The sequence below is a fragment of the Actinomadura syzygii genome (assembly GCF_008085905.1).
Classification (GTDB): Bacteria; Actinomycetota; Actinomycetes; order Streptosporangiales; family Streptosporangiaceae; genus Spirillospora; species Spirillospora syzygii.
The window spans coordinates 1-20761 of record NZ_VSFF01000013.1 but is presented as its reverse complement, the minus strand read 5'-3'; the positions used below and the strand labels follow the sequence as shown (position 1 = coordinate 20761).

Here is a 20761-nt window from a genome sequence, read left to right as displayed (position 1 = left end):
GCGTGGCCGAGGAACTGCTGCGGTTGCGGATATCGGACGAGCAGGGCGTCTTCGCCGTCCGGCAGGCCGGGCGGCACGTAGCCGCCGCGGTCGGGCTGGACGCGCAGGACCAGGTGCGCGTCGCCACGGCGCTCAGCGAGGTGGGCCGCGAGCTGTTCGCCCACGCCGGTGAGGTCACCGTCGTCTTCCTCCTGGACGGCGAACAACCGCCCTGCCTGGTGGTGGAGCTGGACGCCGAGCCCGCCCGGGGCGCGGACCGTCCGCGCGACGGGGCCGCCGCCGCCGCGCGCCTCCTCGACGCGGTCGAGGAGGCGGGGGCCGGGCGGGGCGTCCGCCTGCGCAAGCACCTGAACCCCGCCGCGCTCGCGGTGGACGGTCCGGCGCTGGACGAACTGCGCGGCACGCTGGGGCGGCTTCGTCCCGTCCCGGCGCTGGAGGAACTGCGGACCCAGAACGCCGACCTCATCGAGGCGCTGGAGGACGTCCGGCGCCAGCGCGAGGAACTCCGGGTGCTCAACGCCGAGCTGGAGGAGACCAACCAGGGCGTCATGGCGCTCTACAACGAGCTCTCCGTGGAGCTGGAGGAGACCAACCGGGGCGTGGTGGCGCTGTACGCCGAGCTGGAGGAGAAGACCGACCAGCTACGCGAGGCGGGAGCGGCCAAGAACCGGTTCTGGGCCAACGTCAGCCACGAACTGCGCACCCCCGTCAACGGGGTCATCGGCCTGACCCGGCTGTTGCTCGACCCGGCCGCGGAGCCCCTCACCGGGGAGCAGCGGCACCAGATCTCCCTGATCGGCGACGCCGGGGAGACTCTGCTGGCGCTGGTGGGCGAGCTGCTCGACATGGCCAAGGCCGAACAGGGCCGGCTGGCGCCGCGCCGCGGCGTGGTGCGGATGCCCGTCCTGCTGCGGCGGCTGTCGGACATGCTCGCCCCCATGGCGCAGCCGCCGAGGGTGGAGCTGCGGACGGAGAGCGACCCCGCCGCGCCCGCCGACGTCGTCACCGACGAGGAGATGCTGACCCGCATCCTGCGGAACCTGCTGGCCAACGGGCTGAAGTTCACCGACGACGGGGAGGTGCGGCTGACCGTACGGCAGACCCCGGACCACCTGGAGTTCATCGTCGCCGACACCGGCGTGGGCATCCCTCCCGGCGAGCAGGAGCGCGTCTTCGAGGAGTTCTACCAGGTGCCGGGCGGCAAGCGCGGCGGGACCGGACTCGGCCTGCCCTATGCCCGGCACCTCGCCCGCGCGCTCGGCGGCGACCTCCTGCTGACCAGCGAGCCCGGCGCCGGGACCACGGTGACGCTGCGGCTGCCCCCGCACCGGAGCCTGGCCGAACTCGGGCTCGGCCACGTGCTCGTCGCGGACGCCGACGAGGCCGCCCGCCGGGCCCTGCGCGGCCTCCTGCACGGCGCCGCGGAGCGGATCACCGAGGTCGCGGACGGGCCGGCCGTCCAAGACCTGCTCGACACGGACCTGCTCGACACGGACCCGCCCGGCCTGGTCCTGCTCGGACCGAACCTGGCGGCCTCCGACGTCGCAGCCGCGCTGGCGCGACCCGTGCCCGGGGCCGTCGTCGTGCTGGTCGTCCCCGCCGACGGCGTCCGCCCGGACGAGTCCGGGCCGGGGCAGGCCGACGCGATCCTGCCGGAGGACCAGCTCTCCCCGACGATGCTGGCCGACGCGGTGACGCGCGCCCGCGCACCGCGTTCACAAGGGACCGACCGATGAACGACAGCTCCTCGTACACGACCCTGGTGGTCGACGACAACGACACCAAGCGCTACATCATCGGGAGCTGGCTGCGCCGCGCCGGCCACACCGTCGTGGAGGCCGCCTCGGCCGCGCAGGTGTGGGTGCGGCTCGCCGAACACGAGGTGGACCTGGTCGTCCTGGACATCCAGCTCCCCGACGTCAACGGCATGGAGGTCTGCGAGCAGATCAAGGGCTCGCCCGCCACGGCGTCCCTGCCCGTGATCCACATCTCCGCCACGGCCGTCGACGTCGCCGACCGCACCGACGGGCTGCAGCGCGGCGCCGACGCCTACATGACCGACCCGATCGATCCGGGCGAGTTCATCGCCACCGCCGAGGCGGTGCTGCGCTACTACCGGGCCAGGCGGCGGGCCGAGCGCATGGCCGACCGGATGGCCGCCTTCACCCGGACGTCGCTGGCCGTCAACGCCGCCGAGACCTTCGACGCGCTCGCGGTGATCGCGGCGCGCGGCGCGTTCGAGATCTTCGGCGAGCCCGCGGCCGTGTTCCTGCTGCCCCCGGACGGCCGGATGAGACGGACCGTCGCCGCGGGTGGCGTGCCGCGGTCGCTGCCGTGCCCGACCGGCATGCCCGCCCGGCTGGCGGAGCTGACCGGGCTCGGCGAGGACACCGGCACCCGGGTCGCGCCGGTCTCCGCCCGGCAGTGGGCCGAGCTGCTGCCGGACGCCGTCGTCGGTGACGACGTCCTGCTGGTGACCTCGCGGATCAAGCCGGACCGCCCCCCGATCGGCGTCGCGATCGGCGCGCGCGGAGCGGCCGACGAGGACGACGCCAACCTGCTGCGCCAGCTCGGGCAGACGCTCGTCCTCGCCATGGAGGCGCTGCGCTCGTACACCGTGGAGCACCTGATCTCGCTGACCCTCCAGCGCAGCCTGCTGCCGGCGGCCCGGCCGGTCGTGCCGGGCTGGACGTTCGCCGTCCGCTACGAGCCGGCCAGCGACCAGGCGGAGGTCGGCGGCGACTTCTACGAGGTCATCGACCGGGGCCACGAGGTGCTGATCGCCATCGGGGACGTCCAGGGGCACTCCCTGCACGCCGCCACCGTGATGGCCGAACTGCGGCACGCGCTGCGCGCCTTCGCCGAAGAGGGCCATGACGCCGTCGCGATCCTCGGACTCCTCAACGACGTGCTGCAGCGCTACCACAACGACCAGACGGCCACCATGTGCCTGATGACCCTGGACCCGCGGACCGGGGCGCTGCGGGTGGCCAACGCCGGGCATCCGCCGCCGCTGCACGTCGCGGGTGGACGGGGCGAGTACGGCGGTCGCGGCGGCCTGCTGCTCGGCTTCCCCGTCAGCCACGTCGGGTCCGAGGAGTTGACGGTGCCGCCCGGCGGCGCCGTCGTGCTGATCACCGACGGGCTGGTCGAGGAACGCGGCGTCCCCCTGGGCGACAACCTCGATCGGCTGCGGACCGTCGCCGCCCAGATGGACGACGACCTGGAGAAGTTCAGCGACCGCATCATCGCCGAGTTCGGCCCCCGCGAGGACGACGTCGCGCTCATCGTCATGCGCCGCGACCTCGCCTGAGGCGTCCCCGGGACCTGCCCATTCGGTCTGGTAGGGCGCGCGTAAAAAACCGGGTAAGGGCGTGGAATAGTTCGGTCCCGGAAGGGCATATCCGGGGCCGGAGGTGCAGAGATGGTTCCGTTGCTACTGGTTCTGCTGCTGATTGTCGTCCTTGCCGGCGCGGGTTTCGCGCTGAAAGCCCTGTGGTGGATCGCGATAGCGGTCCTGGTGCTCTGGCTGCTCGGATTCGTGGTCCGTCCGAACAACGCCGGAGGCGGCCGCGGTCGATGGTACCGCTGGTGACCGGGCGTTCACGCTGGTGAGCGACCCCTCGGGTCGCGGAGCGAGGCTCCCCTTTTTATCCGGCCGGACAGAAGTCCTCGAACCGTCAATGGCCCTCGGATCGTCCTTTCCGGACGGCCCGGGGGCCATTGCCGGATGGCCGGGATGGTAAAGCGGCGTCCGGGTATGCCACCGCGACCGGTCAACCGCGTGGAGCCGTTCACTGAGCGAGGCTGTGGGGGCCGGATGTGTTGTTGTGGTGGGCGGCGGGCGGGCGTTGGATGGCCTTTTCGATGGCGGCCAGCCGGTCGGCGAGCAGACCGATGGCGCCGACGGCGCGGTCGGCCGGGCCGCTGCCGGTTCCGCCGAGGGCCTGGGCGCGCTGGTAGGCGGTCTTGATGTGGGCCCACCGCTCGGCCTGCTCGGGGGTCGGCGTGCCGCGGAGTTCGGCGAGTTTGAGGAGATTGGCCTCGGCGCCGGTGGTGAGGGTCTGGGCTTCGGCCTGGTAGTGGTCGTCGATGAGGGCGTCGAGCTCGTCGCCGTTCATGATCGGGACGATCCGTTCGGCGAGCTTGTTCATGTCGCGGTAGGAGCCCTGGAGCTGGAACGGCGGTTCGGTGCGGGACGCGCCGGACTGGGCGGCCGAGGCGATGTAGGCGCGGTTGACGGTCAGGACGACCGTCCGGGCCTGGAGCAGTTTGCGCAGGACGGACAGGACCTGGTCCAACTCGGCCTGCGCGTAGGGGTGGGTGAGCCGGTCCGGTCGCACCGCCTGGTCGCCGGACGCGAGCCGGACGAGCAGTTCGACGTCGCCGCGGTCGCGGGTGGACAGCGGCGCCAGGACCGGGTTGGAGGTCAGGGCGTTCTCGATGTAGCTGAGAGCGAACAGGTCGTCCTTGCCGGTCAGGACGTCGCCGAGGTTCCAGATGTCGGCGCGGTTGGCGAGCATGTCGGGTACCTGGAACCGCTGTCCGGACTCGGTGTAGGGGTTGCCGGCCATGCTGACGGCGAAGCGTTTGCCGCGCAGGTCGTAGGTGCGGGTCTCGCCGTCCCAGACGCCCTCGATGCGGCGCTGCGCGTCGCACAGCGAGATGAACCGCTGCAGCAGCTCGGGGGAGGTGTGCTGGATGTCGTCGAGGTGGAGCAGCACGTTGGCGCCCATCTCCAGCGCGAAGTTGATCTTTTCGACCTCCTGCCGGGCGGTGGCGTCGGGCGCCTCGGCGGGGTCGAGGGAGGTGACGCCGTGGCCGAGCGCGGGCCCGTTCACCTTGACGAAGATCAGGCCGAGCCGGTCGGCGACGTACTCCATGAGGGTCGTCTTGCCGTAGCCCGGCGGGGAGATCAGCAGCAGCAGGCCCATCTGGTCGGTGCGCTTGGCGTCGCCGGACGCGCCGAGCTGTTTGGCCAGGTTGTCGCCGATGAGCGGCAGGTACGCCTCGTCCACCAGCCGGTTGCGGACGAAGGTGCTCATCACCCGCGGCTTGTGGTCGTGCAGCCGTAGGCGCTTCTGTTCGGCGGCCAGCAGTTCGGTGCGGCGGCGCTGGTAGGTGCGGAACGCCGGGATGTGCTCGGTGCGCAGGCGGCGGGTTCGGGCGAGGGTCTCGTCCAGGCGCAGTTCCAGGCGGCGGCCGGTGAGGCGCGGGTGGGTGCCGAGCAGACCGTCGACATCGGCAGAGATCGACGCGGTCACGTCGTAGCGGGGGAGCGGGCCGCACAGCAGCACGGCGAGGGCCTCAGGCAGGTCGTGGGCGTCGGGCAGGTCGTGGGCGGTGGGCAGGTCGTGGGCGGTGGCGGCGAATGAGCGGAGCCATGCGTCGGCGAGCTGGTGCCGGGTGCGCAGGGACGCGGTGCCGAGTGCGTCGAGGTCGTCGGTGAATTCCTTGTGGGAGTCGCCGAGCGCTTCGCGGAATCCGGTGAGCAGCGTGCGGGCCCCGGCGCTGGTCGCGAACCCGATCGGCGCGGACGCGAGTTCCTCGACCAGGTACTCGGCGGCGAGGCTCGGGTCGGCTGGGGCCGGTGCGTCGAACTCGGCGATGGCGGTCGTCAGCTCGTTGACCAGGTCGGCGACGGCGTCCGGTCGGCCGAAGGCGCGGCGGGCGCGGGCCAGCGACGCGGCCCTCGTGGTCCAGGCGGCCCGATGCGCGTCGTCCGCGCCGTGGGCCCAGAACAGCTGGGCCGCGGCGCGTCCGTCGGACGGGTAACGCAGCAGGCCAGCCGCCGTGTGCAGGCGCAGTAGCGCGGTGAGGATCGCGACAGCGTCGTGGTCGTGGACGCCGCGTTCGTAGCCCTCGTCGTAGCGGGTCGCCGCCGTCTTCCTTACGAGTTCCAGCAGTCCAGGCTCGGATTCGGTTTGGATGGTCTCGGGTCCCCGCTCGGCGAGGATCAGGGCGGCGAGGTGTTCGGCGCGGTAGGTCTCGGGTGTCTCGGAGGCCAGGCTCTGGTTCCAGAACCGCTTGGTCGCGGCGAAGGCCGCGTCCCGGACTGGCGCGCGGTAGTCCGTGCCGGTGACGCTGAAGGCCAGCGCGCCCTGATGCGGGACGAGGGTGAGTTCGATCGGCTCGGTGTTGACCGCGAAACGGTGTCGGCCGAGGCGGATCGTGCGCCCGTCGTCGGCGTAGAGGTCGAGGCGGTCGCGCAGCGACCGGCCGGCCTGCTGGCGGGCCGCGGCGATCCTGCTCTCCAGTTCCTCGGCGCGCCCGGGTTCGCCGAGGTCGCGGAGTTCGCCCGCGACGGTGCGCAGCCGCGCCACCATCGCGTCGGTGGCGAAGTAGGTGGTGACCTCCTCGGCGCTGCCCAGGTCGGCGGCCCTGCGCCGCACGCTGGACAGGATGCGGTCGGCCGAGCCGGCGAGGCGGTCGGCGCGCCGGGCGCGCTCGTCCAGCAGCGCCTGCTTGCGCGTGGAGAACGCCTCGTACAGGTCGGTGCGCTTGGCCTCCAGTTCGGCGAGGAAGTCGTCGAAGTCGGCGAAGCGCGACTCCAGGGCCTCGACCTGGAGCAGCAGCCGGCCGAGGTGCTCGTCGCAGCGGCGCGGGGAGTCGGCCATGGCGATCGCGCCGCCGATGGCCTGGTCGAGCACCGCGAACTCGGCCGCGAACGCCGCCCGCCCTTCGGCGTCGAGCAGGTCCCGGCGGCGGTTGTCCAGGACGGCGCGGGCGCGGTTGAGGCCGCCGAGGACCTCGCCGACCCGTTCCAGGATGGCGGTGCGGGCGGTCGCCTCGGTGATGTCGAGGGCCCCGACGACCCGGGTGACGACCTCCAGCCCGTCGGTCTGCGCGCCGAGCCGCTCGGCGACCGCCTCGCAGTCGGCCACCGTGGTGACGGCGTCAGCCTCCTCGGTCAGCCGCGCGACCTCGGCGTGGTACTCGGTGAAGGCCCCATCGCCTTGCAGGAACTCGACGGCGCGGCGGCCGGAGTTCTCCAGCTCGTCTTCCAGCGTCGCCGCGAGCTCGTCGATGCGGACTGTGTCGACGTAGCGCAGCTCGCGCAGCGTCTCCACCCGTCCCTGGGCGCGGCGCAGCTCGGCGAGCCGGCTCACCCACCCGTCCGCGCCGCCGGGCGCCTCGGCCCGCGCCCGCCGGACGATCCCCTCGGCCTCCTCACCCGCCCGCGCCACGGCGGCGGCCGCCTGCTCGGTGAGGGCCCGGACGTTCTCGTACTCCTCCAGGACCTGCCGCGCGGTGCCGCGGACCCCGGCCAGCGGCGCCGCCAGGTCGCCCAGATCCCCCTGGGCGAACCAGTGGTGGCGGTCGGCGGCCCGCACGCAGGCCGCGACGAGCGCGTCGAACACCTCGGCCGACGGCGCCATCTCCTCGACCATCCGGGTGATGCCCAGGCAGTCGGAGACGCCGCGCACGAGGTCGGCGTTGCCGACGCGCTCCAGCGGCCCGGTGCCGACCGGTCGCGCGGCGGCGTGCGCGTCGGAGGCGAACGGCGTCAGCCACACCTGGACGGGGTGGACGAGGCCCGGTTCGTCGGAGAAGGCCCGCAGGACCAGCAGCGTGCCATCGTCGAACAACGAGTAGCCGTGGCAGGTGACCGGCGTGGCGACCTGTTCCCGGATCACGTTGTAGGGCAGCAGCAGCGAGCGTCCGTCCGCGCGGGCGTGGAAGACGTACAGCACGTCCTCGCCGTTGGGCGAGCGCACTGTCCGCTCGAACTCCAGACCGGTGACGTCGACGTCGAAGGTCTTGGCGGCGCCGGTGGCCAGGAGGTAGCCGCCGGGGAAGACGATCCCGTGGTCGCCGGGCAGCCGCCGGCATGCCTGCGCGATGCCGTCGAGCCGCACCACCTCCTTGGTGCGGGTGTTGAACACCAGGTGCCGCCAGGCGGTCTCGTTGTACGGGCGGACCCGCAGCAGGACCAGCGCGCCGACCCTGGCATGGTGCACCTCGGCGTCGGCCAGGCTCTGCAGCGGCTCGTCCACGGGCTCGCCGTAGACGCCGGTCCCGGACTCGGTGTCGTCCTCGATCTTGACCGTGAGGGTTCCGCCGACCGTCCCGACGAAGACCTCGCCGCCGATCGAGACGTGCGGGTGGCGGCCGAGGACGTGGTCGTCGCGGGTGGTCGCGGTCCACTCGACGTCGTGGGACGCGGGAAAGACGTGGTCGCGTTCGCCCTGGTTGTCCTCGTAGAGGACGGCGCCGTCGGCGCCGACCCGCCAGCGCAGGACCCGGACGTCGTCCAGCTTCGGGCCGGTCTGGAACACCGCCAGGAGCCGGCCGTCCAACAGGCGCAACTGCAACAGGCGCGCCTGCCGGTAGTAGCGGTACATGTCGGCGAAGTCGCGTTGGAAGCGCGGGTCGTCCAGCAACCCGGGCACCGCGTCGGCCCCCGCCTCGGTGAGCGTGAACGCCGCCGCGCCCTCGGCCGGGTGCTCCACGGCGAAGCGGTGGAGGGTGAAGACGTCGGCGACGTCGGTTCCGGGCTTCGCCCCGAAGGACACGTTGTAGCCGAACAGCATCGTCTCGCCGAGGGCGACGATGTCGCGGGGCACGCCGTTGTGCCGGGTGCGGATCCGCTCGGTCCCGGCGAGCTCGAACTCGGCGCCGCCGAAGGTCTCCACCCGGCGGGCGTTCAGCGTCTCGGCGCGCCGGGCCAGCTCGGCGGCATGCTCGGCCAGCCGGGCGCGCAGCACCTCGTAGGTGCCGTGATCGAGCCCGCTCTCGTCCTCCCGCACGGACGTCTCGTCGGGGATGTCGATGACGGGCTCGGTCACGGGTGTCCTCCTCTGCTCCTGCGGTCCCTGCTCCTACGGCGCGGTCAGTTCGTGGCCGCGTTGACCGAGTTCGGCGCGGCCGCCTTGGCGAGCGGTGCTTCGGTGAGCGGTGCTTCGGTGAGCGGTGCTTCGGCGAGCGGTATGTCGGCGAGCGGGGCGTCCGCGACGCCGAGCCGGTGCGCGGTGTCCAGCAGCTCGCGGAGCTTCCCGCTCTCCGGGCCGCCGCTCTTGATCAGCCGCACCAGCAGCGCCGACAGGGTCAGGTCCCGGACGCTCGCGGCGTCCAGCGAACCGAGCAGCCGGGACACGTCGGCGGTGAAGTCCCCGGACCCGTCCAGCCACGGCCCGGCCAGCGTCTGCGCGACCTCGGAGTTCTGGACGAAGCCGTCCACGCTCCGGCCCAGCGAGACCGCGCCGACGAGCCGGTCGAAGAACACGCTGTCGCCGCCGACGATGCTGATGTCGGCCTTCTCCAACCCGGTCGCCAGCACCGTCGCCTGCGCCTCCGCGACCTGCCGCTGCACCTCGATCCCCGCCAGCCGGACGTCCTTGTCGGCCTCCAGCCGCAGCCGGTACTCCTCGTGCCGGCGGCTCGCCTCGTCCAGCGCCGCCATCGCCGCCGCCTTGTCGGTCAGCCCCTCGGCCTCGGCCTTGAGCTTCTCGCGGACGGCCGTCGCCGCCGCGTGCGCCGTCTCCCGCGCCACGACGGCCCGCGCCCGGCCGACCTTCTCGATGGCCTCGGCGTCCCGCTCGCGCACCTGGACCTCGGCGAGCCCGGTCGCGGCGGCCTCGGCCCTGATCCCCTCGGCGAGCCGGATCTTGGCCTCGGCGTCCAGATCGGCGGTCTGCCGGCGGGCCTCGGCGAGCGTCAGCTCCTCGCGCGCCCGGTGCTCGGCCGCCGCCTCCGCGGCCTCGGCCGCCTTGATGTCCTTGACCAGGTTCTCCTGCGCCTCCGCCTCGGCCTGGATGATGACCGCCTGGCGGGTCCGCTCGGCCTCCTCGACGGTGCGCAGCCGCTTGATGTGCTCCTCCTGCTCGGCGACGGTCCGCTCCACCGCGATGCGCTCCCGGACGACCTCGGCGATCTCCCGCTTCTGCGCCTCGACCTCCTTGTTCGCCGAGATCCGGGTCAGTTCCGTCTCCCGCTCGCGGGCGATGACCTCCAGCAGCCGGTCCTTCTCGATCCGCTCGCTCTCGATCGCGATGACCCGCTCCCGGTTCTTCGACGCGACCTCCACCTCCCGGTTGCGGTTCTCGGTCTGCACGCCGAGCTGCTCGTCGGTGCGGATGTGCGCGCTCTGCGCCCGCAGCCGCTCCTCGGCCTTCACCCGCTCGACCTCGGCCTCCTCGCGGGCCCGGACCGTCTCGATCTCGCGCTGCTGCTTCAGCTCGGCGTCCGCCTGCCGCCGCTCCAGCTCCAGGATCGCCTCGCGCGCCTCGACGTTCTGCCGCGCGATCTCCTTCTCCTCGGTGCGGGCGTGCTCGTTGGTCCGCACGTGCTGGATCGCGGTCAGCTCGGTGATCTTCCGGATGCCCTGCGCGTCCAGGATGTTGGACTTGTCGAGCGACAGGAGCGAGGTCTGCTCCAGGTAGTCGATCGCCGCGTCTTCCAGGCTGTAGCCGTTCAGGTCCGTGCCGATGACCTGGATGATGTGGTCGCGGAATTCATTGCGGCGGGTGTAGAGGTCCTCGAAGTCCAGGTGCTTGCCGACGGTCTTGAGCGCCTCGGAGAACTTGGCCGCGAACAGCTCCTGCAGCGTGTCCTGGTCGCTGGCCCGCGCGGTGCCTATCGCCTGCGCCACCTTGATGACGTCCTCGGCCGTCTTGTTGACCCGGACGAAGAACGTTATGCGGATGTCGGCGCGGATGTTGTCCTTGCAGATCAGCCCGTCCCGGCCGGTCCGCTCGATGTCGATCGTCTTCACCGAGATGTCCATGAGCTCCGCCTTGTGCAGGACGGGCAGCACGACCGCGCCGGTGAAGGTGACGTCCACCTTCTTCAGCTTGGAGATGATCAGTGCCCGGCCCTGCTCGACCTTGCGGAACAGGCGGGTCACGACGAACACGATGCCGAGGGCGACGAACAGCAGCAGCGCGACGAGCACGCCGGCCCCGATGGTGATGGCATCCAAGGAAGTCCCCTGTCTCTCGGGTTGGAGGAGGTGCGGATCAGGCGGCCGGATCGTCCGGCCGGGGCGGCGCCTCGTACGGCATCACCAGGAAGCACTCGGCGACCGGGTCGTAGTCGAAGATCAGCGCGGTGCTGCCCGCCGTCAGCCCCGTGCCGCCCGCTCGGCCCGCGACGGGGACGTCCGCGCTCGGCTGCCGGACCTGCACGATCGCCGACGACCCGTCCGCCGAGGTCACTTCGGCCTGGCCGAAGTCCGGCCCGACGCGCCCGGTGCGGATGACGCACATCTCGCCCACGAAGTCACGCCGGGACGGCTCCGCCGCGCCCTGGAACACCCGGCGCAGCGGCCGGACCAGGCCCCGCGTGCACAGCCACGCCCCCGTCAGCGCGACGAGCAGCACGCCGACCGACAGCAGTGCGTGCACCGCCACGCCGCCGGTGTCGCCCATCAGCACCGAGCCCGCGAGGCTCACGAACCATGCCAGGCTGATCACCAGCGACAGCGTCACGGTCGCCGGGACGCCGCCGAGCCCCGCCGCCCCGAGGAACCCGCCGCCCTCGACCTCGACGCCGGCCCCTGTATCGGCATCGGTGTCGAGGGCGTCGATCCCGAGGCCGCCGAGCAGGACCACGATCCAATACCCGGCGACCACCAACAGCGCGAAACTGAACAGCGCCGTCGGAAAACCAAGCGCAGCATCAAAGAATTCGACCATGGTGAACAGACTTTCTGTCCGACGGCGCGATCAAACGGGCGCGGGCGTAGAACGCAGGCCGTGAAGAAAGGAAAGAGCGAGTTGCTCAGGCAATGGGCAGGTGACCGGAACGGTCACCTGCTATCAGGGAAAAGGAAAGCGAAGGCGACCGGGGGTCGCGGCCCGGGAGGGCGGGAACGGGGTCGCGGGAAGGGCGGCGCGACTCGTCGCAACGGCTGTCCCTGGAGGGTGTGCTCGTCTCGGCTCATCGGCCTCTCCTGGTCGGAGACGCGCCACTGACAACGCGTCATACATTTGCCGACCAGACTTCCCGGCACACCAAGGGCCACATTAGCGCATTCTTGGCACCGGGTAAAGCGCATTAGTAACCGAGGTGACCGATGCCACCCCGAGGCGCGTCTACCGCCAAGGGTTTCTACTCAATTCACCAAAAGTGCGCCGTCGACGTCCCAGGGGTGGACGGCGATCAGAAGCGTCTTGGCAGGGTCGACGGCCAGGGTGTGCGTGGAGCCATTGGTCAACGTGGCCAGCCGCAACCCGGCCCTGTGCAACGCGCGCACGCCGTCAGAGACGTCGGGATGGACGTCAAGGTCAGCCAGGAGCACCCACACCGCAGCAGGGGGCGATTTGAAGCGGGGCGGTGAACCGTTTGGCGCGGTTGGTGCGACGTACAAGGCGTGGATGGGAGTTGGGGCTCGCGGGTGGCGCGGTGGCTTGTGGCCAGCGTGCTGGTCGCGGTCGGGGTATCGGGTAGCCGCGCATGGTGACCCGACCGCCGGATCCCCGGGAGGATTCCCAGCTTCTTGCGGCGATCACCGACGGCGACAGGGAGGCGTTCGCTGAGCTTTATCGGCGGCACCTGCCGTGGCTCTTGGTGCGCCTGGGGCGGCGGTGCGCATCACCGGAACTCGTCGACGAGGTCGTGCAGGACACGTTCGTGGCGGTCTGGCGGTCGGCCGGGAAATGGGATCGCCGGGGCGAGGTGGCCGCGTGGATCTGGGGGATCGGCATCCGGCGTCTGGTCGACGCGCTGCGGCGGAGTCGGCCGCCGACCGATGAGCTGACCGAGTTCGCCGGAGTCGAGACATCGGCCGAGGAGCACGTGCTGCTCGCCGTCCAATACGGCGACGTGGGGGCGGCGCTGGCAAGCCTGTCGCCGGAGCTGCGGGCCGTTGTGCAGGCGACCGTCCTGGACGGGCTGACGACGCGGGAGGCCGCCCGGTTGCTCGGCATTCCACCCGGCACGGTCAAGACACGGATGATGCGCGCCCGCGCTCTGCTGCGGGAGCGGCTGGCATGACGGGGAGGTTGGGATGACCGGTTGGCACCTGGATCAGGAGTCGCTCCGCCGGTATTCGCAGGGGGTCGCTTCGCCGGTGCTCGCCGCGTCCGCCGAGGCGCACCTGGTGAAATGCGCGGCTTGCCGGGACGTGATCTCGTCCTACGTGGATGCTCGGCGGGTGGAGGCGATCTGGCGTGAGGTGGTCGACCGGGTCGACGCCCCTCGGCGGACCTGGCCCGAACGGATGCTGGCCCGGCTCGGCGTCGGCGAGGCGACGGCGCGGCTCGTGGCCGCGACGCCGACCCTGCGAGGGCCGTGGTTGCTGGCCGTCGCGGGTGTGCTCGCGCTCGCGGCCTGGGCGGCTCAGGCCGATGAGCGCTTCCTCCAGATGTTTCTCGTGGTCGCGCCGCTCGGGCCGCTGGCGGGTGTCGCGGTGGCCTTCGCGGGCGGCCTCGACCCGACCCGGGAGATCGGGCTCGCCGCGCCATATTCGGGGCTGCGATTGCTGCTGATACGTACGGCCGCGGTCTTGGCGGTGACCGTGCCGATCGTGGCCGCGGCCGGGCTCGCACTACCCGGCTCGAAGTGGCTGGCCGCCGCCTGGCTCCTGCCCACCGCCGGGCTCATCTGCACCGCGCTGGCTCTGACCTCCCGCATGACGCCCGTCGTCGCGGTCGGCGTCGTGGCGGGGGCGTGGGTGCTGGTGACCGCTCCGGCCACAGTCGCCGGTCACCTCGGCGTCGCCTTCGGCATCGGAGCCCAGTTCTTCTGGCTCGCCGGGGCCATCGGCGGCGGCGCCTGGCTCGCCGTCACCCGAAACACCATCACGATCAGGCTGGGAAGAAGCGCATGACAACAGTGAGCGTGCATGGCGCGACCAAGTCCTTCGGCCGGACGAGGGCGCTGGACAGCGTCGACCTCGACGCCGATCCCGGGGTGACCGGGCTGCTCGGACCGAACGGGGCGGGAAAGACGACTCTGCTCCGGATGATCGCCACCGTTCTGGTACCGGATCAGGGCACGGTGTCCCTGCTGGGCCGTGACCCGGCGCGTCCCGCCGACCGTACGGGGATCCGCCGACGCCTCGGCTACCTGCCCCAGGACGCCGGTTTCCACCGGGGGTTCACGGTCTTCGAGTTCGTCGACTACGTGGCGATTCTGAAGGAGATGACCGACCGGCGGACGCGGCACGACGAAGTCCGCCGGGTCATCGCGCTGACCGGGCTGGAGTCCGTCAGCGCGAAGCGGATCCGTGCCCTTTCCGGCGGAATGCGGCGGCGGGTCGGGTTGGCTCAGGCGCTGCTCGGCGACCCCGACCTGCTCGTCCTCGACGAGCCGACGGTCGGCCTCGACCCCGAGCAGCGGCTGCGGTTCCGAGAGATGATCTCTCAGGCCGGTGAGGGACGCACGGTGGTCCTGTCCAGCCACCAGACCGAGGACATCACCGCCCTGTGCGGCAGGATCGCCGTGATCCACCAGGGCCGGGCCCGATTCGTCGGCACGCCCGCCGAGCTGACCGAGCAGGCCGCGGGACGCGTGTGGACGGACACCCAACGGTCGCCCGACGCGCTCACGGCGTGGCGCACCGGTGACGGCGTCTACCGCAACGTCGGCGACCCACCGGCGGGCGTCGAACTGATCCCGCCCACGCTGGAGGACGCGTACCTCCTGCTCATGAGCGAACCCGAGCTGGAGGTCACCCGCTGATGACCGCTGCGGAATCCGTCGCCACCGGCCCGGTCGAGGTCGTCTCCCGCCGCTTGACGCCACTGATCGGCCGGGAGGCGCGCCGCCTCGTCCGGCATCCCGTGCTGTGGCCGGTCCCCGTCGTCGTCACCGTGACCACCGCCTTCGACACGGCCAGCGGCGGCCGGAACGCCGGCTACTGGTACGGCACCATCTTCACCGCCCTCACGTTCTTCGGGCCGATATTCGTCCTCTTCTCGGCGAACCTGGTCGCCAGCAGTGCCCGCCGCAGTCGGGCCGAGGAGATGCTGAACGTCACGCCCATCACGGACACCCGCCGGACGTGGGCGATGAGTCTGGGCGTCGCCCTCCCGCTGGCCGGAGTCGGCGTCATCGGGGCGGGTGCCATGGCTCTCATCGACAGCGTCAAGTACATCTCGCCCGAGGACGTGTGGACTGCCGGCGAGCTCGCCCAGCTTCCGTTCGTCCTCGCCGGGGCCGGGCTGCTCGGCGTCCTCGCCGCCCGCTGGCTGCCCTTCGCGGGCGGCGTGCTCGTCACCTTCCTCGCCGCGACCCTGGGCGGCGTCATCCTGTTCAGGCGGTTCGACTCCGGCATCTGGTGGATGTGGTGGACGACGGGCACCCCCTTCGAGGGGCAGGCGCCGGCGCCGGGCGAACCGTGGCTGCATGCCGCCTACCTGGCCGGACTCTGCGCGTGCGCCGCCGTCGCCGCCGTCTACCGCGATCGCGCGCAATGGCCGCGGCTGGCCCTCGTCGGTGGGCCGGTCGTGGCCGCCACCCTCGCGCTCGGCTGGCTCCAACTGCCATGACTCCGTCCGTGGCGTGGGAACTCGTCCGCAGCGGCCACCTGGTGCGCAGCGTGCGCCTGGCTCCCTTCCTGTCCGGCGCCGCCGCCGTCGCAGTGTTCCTGGCGGCTCGTCGCGGCGGCACGCACGACGTCATCGGAGACCTGCGCGTCCTGGGCCTGCTGCTGGCACTGGGGAGCGGGTACGTGCTCGATGACGGCGCGGCTGTCACCTTGCAGGCCAGCCCGTACAGCCTGGCCCGCCGAATCTGGCTGCGCATCGGCTTCGCCGCGGCCGTTGTCGTCCCATCGTGGACGGTCATACTCGCTCGCTACCTCCCCTCGGCACCGGCCGACGACCGGTGGGCCCTCGGCGTCGGCCTCACGGTCGAACTCGCCGCCGCACTCACCGTGATCTGGGCCGTTGCCGCGTGGGGCCGTCGCCACGGATTCGAGCACCCCGGCGTCATCACCACGCCCGCGCTGCTGGCCGGACTATTGCTCGCGACGTCAATTCCGCAAGCGCCAATGTTGATCGCCTACGGAGCACAATGGACTCCGGCTCACCTGCGATGGTCGGGCGTTCTGGTCATCGCGTTCTGCGTGCTCATGGCCGCAATGCGCGACCCCGCCAGCGTCTGGAAAAGGAGCAGCGCGTCCTCTTTCGCTACCTGGCGCATATGGCGCTCGTGATAGCACTGTGATCTGTCCGCGCGCTGGCGCGTCTGAGCAGTCGTGTCTGCGTGATCGGGATGGCGGCGGTTCTTCTGACCGGCCCGCGCCGCCCCTGACCGTCACGTGACCCGTTCATGGCCGTCTGTTTTGAACGCCGTTTTCCGGGCATCCGCGTTTCCGTACGATCCGGCGCACCTTGGAGGAACCACCATGTCGACCGCGATATGGGTCATCATCGCCGTCATCGTCGTGGCCGCCCTGGTCACGGCCGCGTACTTGGCCCGGAACGCGTCCCGCACGCGGCGGCTCAGGCAGCGGTTCGGCCCAGAGTACGACCGCACCGTGGAGCGCGCGGGCGGCCGAGCCGCGGCCGAGCGTGAGCTGCGCTCCCGCGAGCGCCGCCACGAGGAACTCGACCTGCGCGACCTCGACCCGACCCGGCGCGAGCAGTACCGCGAGCAGTGGCTCCGCGTCCAGGAGCGTTTCGTCGACGCCCCGGACGCCGCGGTCGAGGAGGCCGACCGCCTCGTCACCGTCGTGATGAGCGAGCGCGGCTACCCGGCCCGAGGCTTCGAGGAGAAGGTCGCGCACCTCTCCGTCGAGCACGGCCGCACGATGGACCACTACCGGAACGCCCACGCGATCAGCGGGAAGGCCGCCGCCAAGCAGGCGTCCACCGAGGACCTGCGCCAGGCGATGGTGCACTACCGCGCCCTGTTCGAGGAACTGCTCGCCACGCCCGGCGAGCCGACCGGGCACGAAGCCGCCGCGGGGACGGGGCGGCACCGCGACGACCGGACCACGAGGAGCTGACCCCGATGGAGCACAGGCGACCCGTCGACACGGCGCCGAACACGGCCGGCGACACGCACGTCGCAGGATCCGCGACCGCACCGAAGCCGCCGGTCATCGAGGCCCCCACCGCACCGTCACCCCCGCCGCCTCCCGCCGAGCCGGGACCGCCGCCGACACCGGCGCCGACACCGGCGTCGGCGTCCGGACCGGCGAAGACGCCCGGACCGGCGGAAAAGCGCGGATCGGCGGAGAAGCGGGCGCAACTGCTCGACCCGGCCGAGGCGGAGCGGTTCCGGCAGCGCTGGCACGACGTCCAGGCCGCGTTCGTCGACGACCCGGGAGAGGCCGTCCGCCGGGCGGACGATCTCGCGTCCGACGCCGTGGACGCGCTCGGACGCGCGATAGCCGCGCACCGGCAGACGCTCACCGAAGGCCGCGACGACCAGGGGAAATCGGACACCGAACGACTCCGCCTGGCGCTGCACGGCTACCGAGACCTCCTGAACCAGGTCATCGAAGCCTGACCCGTAGTACCGGGCCGCGGCACCAGGCCGTGGACCCGCTGAGCGCAAAAGACACAGCCCGGACCGGTCGCCCATGCCGGTTCCGGGCTGTCCGGCGTAGTGGTGGCAGTTGCCGGGGATGGCCGTCGAGATCGTTTCAGCGCTGACGGGCCGGGCGGACGACGATATGGCCTGATCCCTGCGCCTCGAAGCAGGGCAGGACCGCGGCGACGCCGTACAGGAGCCGGCGGACGTTCACATCGATCATCCGGTCCCACTCCTCGACCATCCCGGCGTCGAGCCGCGACAGCGGCATGACCCCGGCGTTGCCGATCAAGACGTCGACATGTCCGAAACGGTCCTGGGCCTCTTGGACGAACCCCTGCTCGGTGACGCCGCACTCTTCGGGGGAGAAACGCACCCAGGAATCCACCCGAATTCTGACCTACTACACGGCGAAATGGCGGGCGATGTGCGGGCCAGGACGAGATGCGGCGCGGCGCGGTGGCCCGGGTGGCGGCGGGCCGTGTCGGCCTATGCGACGGCTCCCGTGATGCGCCTTGGACAATCCACTCACCAAGCGTGAGAAAGTAGTCGCGGAGAGTGTTGTAGGAGTGCGAATGACTTCCAGGAAGACGAACTCATGCACATGATGGCTGGCCCTCCCACGGTCCTCAGGGAGGGCCCCACCCTGCGGTTGCGGGACCTGGTCGCCTCCGACCTGGAGACCTTGACGCGGATCTGGGGAGATCCGGCCGTCATGGCGGACATGAGCAGTGAGGTCCGAACGGCGCAGGAATGCGCCGCGCTGCTCGATCAGGCTCGCCGCGACGCGCAGGAGCGGCCGCGCCGTTCCTACCGCATGGTGGCCGTACGGCGCCGGGACGATGTGGTGATCGGTACCACCGCCGTCGATCTGGAGCGGCATCGCAGCGCCTTCTCGCACTCGACCAGCCTCCTGCCCGAGTACCAGCTGACGGGCGCCGCCGTGGAGGGCTTCGCCCTCGTCTGCGAACTGGTCTTCGAAAGCCTGAACCGGCACAGGTTGACGCTCACTTGCACGGTGGACAACACCGCAGTGGAGAGGATCGCCCTAGCGGCCGGAGCGACACTGGTGGGCACGATTCCCGAGTACGCCTGCAAGAACGGCAATTGGCGTGATGACAAGCTGTTCAGCCTGGTGGACCATCAGTGGCGCGACAGCAGGCTGTTGAAACTGGTGGAACGCCAACGCCGTGCTCGCGGTCAGCGGCCGCCCTTGGCGCTTGCAGGAACCTGACGCGACCCCATGGAAATCACCCATCCCACGACGGACGGGGTCGTCCACCCGCCTCGCCAGACCGTCCCGACCCGGGTCCTGGTGCTGGCGCTTGGCACGTTCGCCGTGGGCACCGACGCCTTCGTCGTCGCGGGCGTGCTGCCGAGCATTGCCGCCTCGCTACACATCGGTATCGCCGCAGCGGCCCAGTCGGTGACGGTGTTCTGCCTGGCGTACGCGGTGCTGGCGCCGGTCCTCGCCACGCTGACCGGCGCCTGGCCGCGCCGCCGCGCGCTGTTGACCGGACTGCTGGTGCTGGCGGCCGGGAACGCCGCCACCGCCCTGGCCCCCTCCTACGGAGCGCTGCTGGCCACCCGCCTGCCGGCCGCCGTCGGCGCCGCCCTGTTCACCCCGGCCGCAGCAGCCGCGGCCACCACCCTGACCGCACCCCAGCACCGGGCTCGGGCACTGTCGTATGTGCTCGTCGGACTGGTCTCGGCCACGGCGCTGGGCGTCCCGGCGGGAACGCTGCTGGGAGGAATGATCAGCTGGCGGACCACGATGTGGCTGAGCGCACTGCTGGCCGCCCTCGCCGCGGCGGCCCTCGCGCTGTGGCTTCCGCACGTCCCGCAACCGCCCCGGATCGGCCTGCGGACGCGGCTGGCGCCGCTGGGCGACCGGCGGGTGACGGCCCTGCTCGCGACCACCGTGGCGATCTCCATCGGGAACTATCTGTTCCACACCTACATCGCGGTGATCCTGTCCCCGGTCACCGGTGGGGACACCACCTCCTTGGCGGTGCTGCTGCTGGTCGGCGGCCTGGCTGCCACCGCCGGTGTGCTGGTCACCGCCGCCTGGGCCGACCGGTTCGGCCCCCGCCGGGTGATCGCCGCGGTCACCGGTGCCCTGGCGGTCTGCCTGGTCCTGGCCCCCGCCGCCATCTCCCTCGGCCCGGCCGTCGCGGCGGTGTTGATGGCGGCGTGCGGATTCGCCGCCTGGAGCACCACCGTCCCCCAGCAGCACCGCCTGATCGCGGCCGCGCCGCATTCGGCCCCGCTGGCGGTGGCGCTCAACGCCGCCGCCGTCTACGCCTCCGCGGCCATGGCCGGCGGCACCGGCGGCCTGGTCCTGGACGGCTTCGGGCCCACGGCGCTGCCCTGGGCCGCCGCCGGATGCGTCCTCCTGGGCCTGGCCACGTCCGAACTGGCCCACCGCATGACGGCCCGGCCGTCTCGCTCGCAGTGAGCTGATTCGCGCGACCCGGCGACTCGCCGAGCACGTGACCTCTGCATGGCCAAGCCATGCGAGCGGGTGCCATCATCGAGACCGGCACCCAGTCCTGCCGCCGCACTCGTACCCCGCATGGAGACGTGACCGTGATCAAAACGCTCCGCCCCGAGGACTACAACGAGGTGCTCCACGTCGGGCATTTCTTCCGCAAGGGTGTCCCCGTGCTCATGGATCTCACGCGACTGACCGACGATGTGGCCAGGCAGATGGTGGATTTCTGCGCTGGACTGATCTGCGGACGAGGCGGAGAGATGGAACGACTGGACAAAAAGATCTTTCTCCTCCAGCCGCCGGCCAGGCCCCGGATCGCCGCCGCGCACATCCCCGATCTGGCCCACATCGTCGATTGACGCTGTCCCGGACGTGGCGATCAAGCATCGTCCGCATCTGATCGATGTCAGCTGCCCGGAAAGTGAGGTCGACTGGTGCGGGATCGACTGTTAGCGGGTCTGATGGCCAGGATCACGAGGTGCTTGGAAATAGGCGACCCGGCACCTCTGCTGGAGCCTGAAGTACTGCGAGAGGCCGCTCAACTGATGGAGCAGGCGTTCGCCCAGGCCAATCCGGTGGTAGCTGATCCGGAGGTCTTCACCACCGTGGGCCTGCTGCACTACGCGAGATACCGGATGCTCCCAACGGCCCAGGTGGGCGATGACCTGCGGGCCACCCTGGCCCTCTTCGGGATGGTGCAGGAGGAGTTCCCCGAGCGGATACCGCCGCTGATCCGCACATTGCTGGCCTCCGCCGACGAGGCGATTCAGGGTCAGCGGTCCGCGGTCTCCGCCGAAGCCGCCATGGTGGAGATTCGGGCGTTTGAAGGCGGTGGGGACC

General features: G+C 71.5%; 19 protein-coding genes. 14 read left to right on the top strand and 5 right to left on the bottom strand.

The window, feature by feature from the left end; all coding sequences use genetic code 11:
- Positions 1 to 2 precede the first annotated feature (2 nt).
- The 3 genes from FXF65_RS32045 to FXF65_RS32035 all read left to right on the top strand — a co-directional run bounded on the left by FXF65_RS32045 (position 3) and on the right by FXF65_RS32035 (position 3595).
- Positions 3 to 1736 carry a sensor histidine kinase gene (locus tag FXF65_RS32045; RefSeq protein WP_148353813.1) on the top strand — a complete coding sequence of 578 codons (1734 nt, stop codon included), beginning with the start codon at positions 3 to 5 and terminating at the stop codon, positions 1734 to 1736.
- Positions 1733 to 3313 carry a fused response regulator/phosphatase gene (locus tag FXF65_RS32040; protein WP_148353812.1) on the top strand — a complete coding sequence of 527 codons (1581 nt, stop codon included), beginning with the start codon at positions 1733 to 1735 and terminating at the stop codon, positions 3311 to 3313. The genes FXF65_RS32045 and FXF65_RS32040 overlap by 4 nt, the downstream gene beginning before the upstream one ends.
- Positions 3314 to 3424: 111 nt before the next feature.
- Positions 3425 to 3595 carry a hydrophobic protein gene (locus FXF65_RS32035; protein WP_148353811.1) on the top strand — a complete coding sequence of 57 codons (171 nt, stop codon included), beginning with the start codon at positions 3425 to 3427 and terminating at the stop codon, positions 3593 to 3595.
- A 199-nt stretch (positions 3596 to 3794) separates the two neighbouring features.
- On the opposite strand, the gene FXF65_RS32030 is transcribed toward FXF65_RS32035, so the two are convergent.
- From FXF65_RS32030 to FXF65_RS44055, 4 genes are all read right to left on the bottom strand, one after another.
- Positions 3795 to 8789 (bottom strand): DNA repair ATPase, encoded by a 4995-nt coding sequence (locus FXF65_RS32030; RefSeq protein ID WP_246199269.1) that lies wholly within the window; start codon positions 8787 to 8789, stop codon positions 3795 to 3797.
- A 44-nt stretch (positions 8790 to 8833) separates the two neighbouring features.
- Positions 8834 to 10921, bottom strand: coding sequence for a flotillin family protein (locus FXF65_RS32025; RefSeq protein WP_148353810.1), 2088 nt, complete (start codon positions 10919 to 10921; stop codon positions 8834 to 8836).
- Between the two features lie 37 nt (positions 10922 to 10958).
- On the bottom strand, positions 10959 to 11636 hold the full coding sequence (locus FXF65_RS32020; protein WP_148353809.1) for a hypothetical protein: 678 nt from the start codon (positions 11634 to 11636) through the stop codon (positions 10959 to 10961).
- Positions 11637 to 12055: 419 nt separating this feature from the next.
- Complete coding sequence (locus tag FXF65_RS44055) at positions 12056 to 12247, bottom strand: HAD family hydrolase (RefSeq protein WP_187412607.1); 192 nt, start codon at positions 12245 to 12247, stop codon at positions 12056 to 12058.
- A 149-nt stretch (positions 12248 to 12396) separates the two neighbouring features.
- Between FXF65_RS44055 and FXF65_RS32010 the strand changes: the two genes are divergently transcribed.
- The 7 genes from FXF65_RS32010 (at position 12397) to FXF65_RS31980 (ending at position 17403) form a co-directional block, all read left to right on the top strand.
- Positions 12397 to 12936: an RNA polymerase sigma factor gene (locus tag FXF65_RS32010; protein WP_148353808.1), complete on the top strand. Its 540-nt coding sequence runs from the start codon at positions 12397 to 12399 to the stop codon at positions 12934 to 12936.
- A 13-nt stretch (positions 12937 to 12949) separates the two neighbouring features.
- Positions 12950 to 13771: a zf-HC2 domain-containing protein gene (locus FXF65_RS32005; RefSeq protein ID WP_148353807.1), complete on the top strand. Its 822-nt coding sequence runs from the start codon at positions 12950 to 12952 to the stop codon at positions 13769 to 13771.
- A complete protein-coding gene (locus FXF65_RS32000) occupies positions 13768 to 14625 on the top strand; it encodes an ABC transporter ATP-binding protein (RefSeq protein ID WP_148353806.1) in 858 nt (285 codons plus the stop codon). The genes FXF65_RS32005 and FXF65_RS32000 overlap by 4 nt, the downstream gene beginning before the upstream one ends.
- The gene (locus tag FXF65_RS31995; protein ID WP_148353805.1) at positions 14625 to 15434 is read left to right on the top strand and encodes a hypothetical protein; all 810 of its coding nucleotides are present in this window, start codon (positions 14625 to 14627) and stop codon (positions 15432 to 15434) included. Before FXF65_RS32000 ends, FXF65_RS31995 begins: the two co-directional genes overlap by 1 nt.
- A gap of 8 nt (positions 15435 to 15442) precedes the next feature.
- Positions 15443 to 16102: a hypothetical protein gene (locus tag FXF65_RS31990; RefSeq protein ID WP_148353804.1), complete on the top strand. Its 660-nt coding sequence runs from the start codon at positions 15443 to 15445 to the stop codon at positions 16100 to 16102.
- Between the two features lie 192 nt (positions 16103 to 16294).
- A complete protein-coding gene (locus FXF65_RS31985) occupies positions 16295 to 16897 on the top strand; it encodes a hypothetical protein (protein WP_187412606.1) in 603 nt (200 codons plus the stop codon).
- Positions 16898 to 16902: 5 nt separating this feature from the next.
- Positions 16903 to 17403, top strand: a complete 501-nt coding sequence (locus FXF65_RS31980; protein ID WP_148353803.1) for a hypothetical protein — start codon at positions 16903 to 16905, stop codon at positions 17401 to 17403.
- A 136-nt stretch (positions 17404 to 17539) separates the two neighbouring features.
- Here FXF65_RS31980 and FXF65_RS31975 read toward each other — a convergent pair whose 3' ends face one another.
- Complete coding sequence (locus FXF65_RS31975; RefSeq protein ID WP_246199267.1) at positions 17540 to 17803, bottom strand: SDR family oxidoreductase; 264 nt, start codon at positions 17801 to 17803, stop codon at positions 17540 to 17542.
- Between the two features lie 276 nt (positions 17804 to 18079).
- On the opposite strand from FXF65_RS31975, the gene FXF65_RS31970 reads away from it, so the two are divergent.
- The 4 genes from FXF65_RS31970 to FXF65_RS31955 form a co-directional block, all read left to right on the top strand.
- Entirely contained in the window at positions 18080 to 18661 is a 582-nt protein-coding gene (locus FXF65_RS31970) for a GNAT family N-acetyltransferase (protein WP_222868842.1), read from the top strand.
- Between the two features lie 9 nt (positions 18662 to 18670).
- Positions 18671 to 19885, top strand: a complete 1215-nt coding sequence (locus FXF65_RS31965; RefSeq protein WP_222868841.1) for an MFS transporter — start codon at positions 18671 to 18673, stop codon at positions 19883 to 19885.
- A 125-nt stretch (positions 19886 to 20010) separates the two neighbouring features.
- On the top strand, positions 20011 to 20280 hold the full coding sequence (locus tag FXF65_RS31960; protein WP_187412605.1) for a cell division protein SepF: 270 nt from the start codon (positions 20011 to 20013) through the stop codon (positions 20278 to 20280).
- Between the two features lie 186 nt (positions 20281 to 20466).
- Positions 20467 to 20761, top strand: a 295-nt coding sequence (locus tag FXF65_RS31955; protein WP_148353799.1) for a hypothetical protein, incomplete at its 3' end; no start/stop codon positions are given.

Coding starts and splice junctions, on each gene's coding strand:
- FXF65_RS32040 (WP_148353812.1), top strand. CDS start 1,733: ATGAACGACAGCTCCTCGTACACGACCCTGGTGGTCGACGACAACGAC.
- FXF65_RS32035 (WP_148353811.1), top strand. CDS start 3,425: ATGGTTCCGTTGCTACTGGTTCTGCTGCTGATTGTCGTCCTTGCCGGC.
- FXF65_RS32020 (WP_148353809.1), bottom strand. CDS start 11,636: ATGGTCGAATTCTTTGATGCTGCGCTTGGTTTTCCGACGGCGCTGTTC.
- FXF65_RS32010 (WP_148353808.1), top strand. CDS start 12,397: ATGGTGACCCGACCGCCGGATCCCCGGGAGGATTCCCAGCTTCTTGCG.
- FXF65_RS32005 (WP_148353807.1), top strand. CDS start 12,950: ATGACCGGTTGGCACCTGGATCAGGAGTCGCTCCGCCGGTATTCGCAG.
- FXF65_RS32000 (WP_148353806.1), top strand. CDS start 13,768: ATGACAACAGTGAGCGTGCATGGCGCGACCAAGTCCTTCGGCCGGACG.
- FXF65_RS31995 (WP_148353805.1), top strand. CDS start 14,625: ATGACCGCTGCGGAATCCGTCGCCACCGGCCCGGTCGAGGTCGTCTCC.
- FXF65_RS31985 (WP_187412606.1), top strand. CDS start 16,295: ATGTCGACCGCGATATGGGTCATCATCGCCGTCATCGTCGTGGCCGCC.
- FXF65_RS31980 (WP_148353803.1), top strand. CDS start 16,903: ATGGAGCACAGGCGACCCGTCGACACGGCGCCGAACACGGCCGGCGAC.
- FXF65_RS31965 (WP_222868841.1), top strand. CDS start 18,671: ATGGAAATCACCCATCCCACGACGGACGGGGTCGTCCACCCGCCTCGC.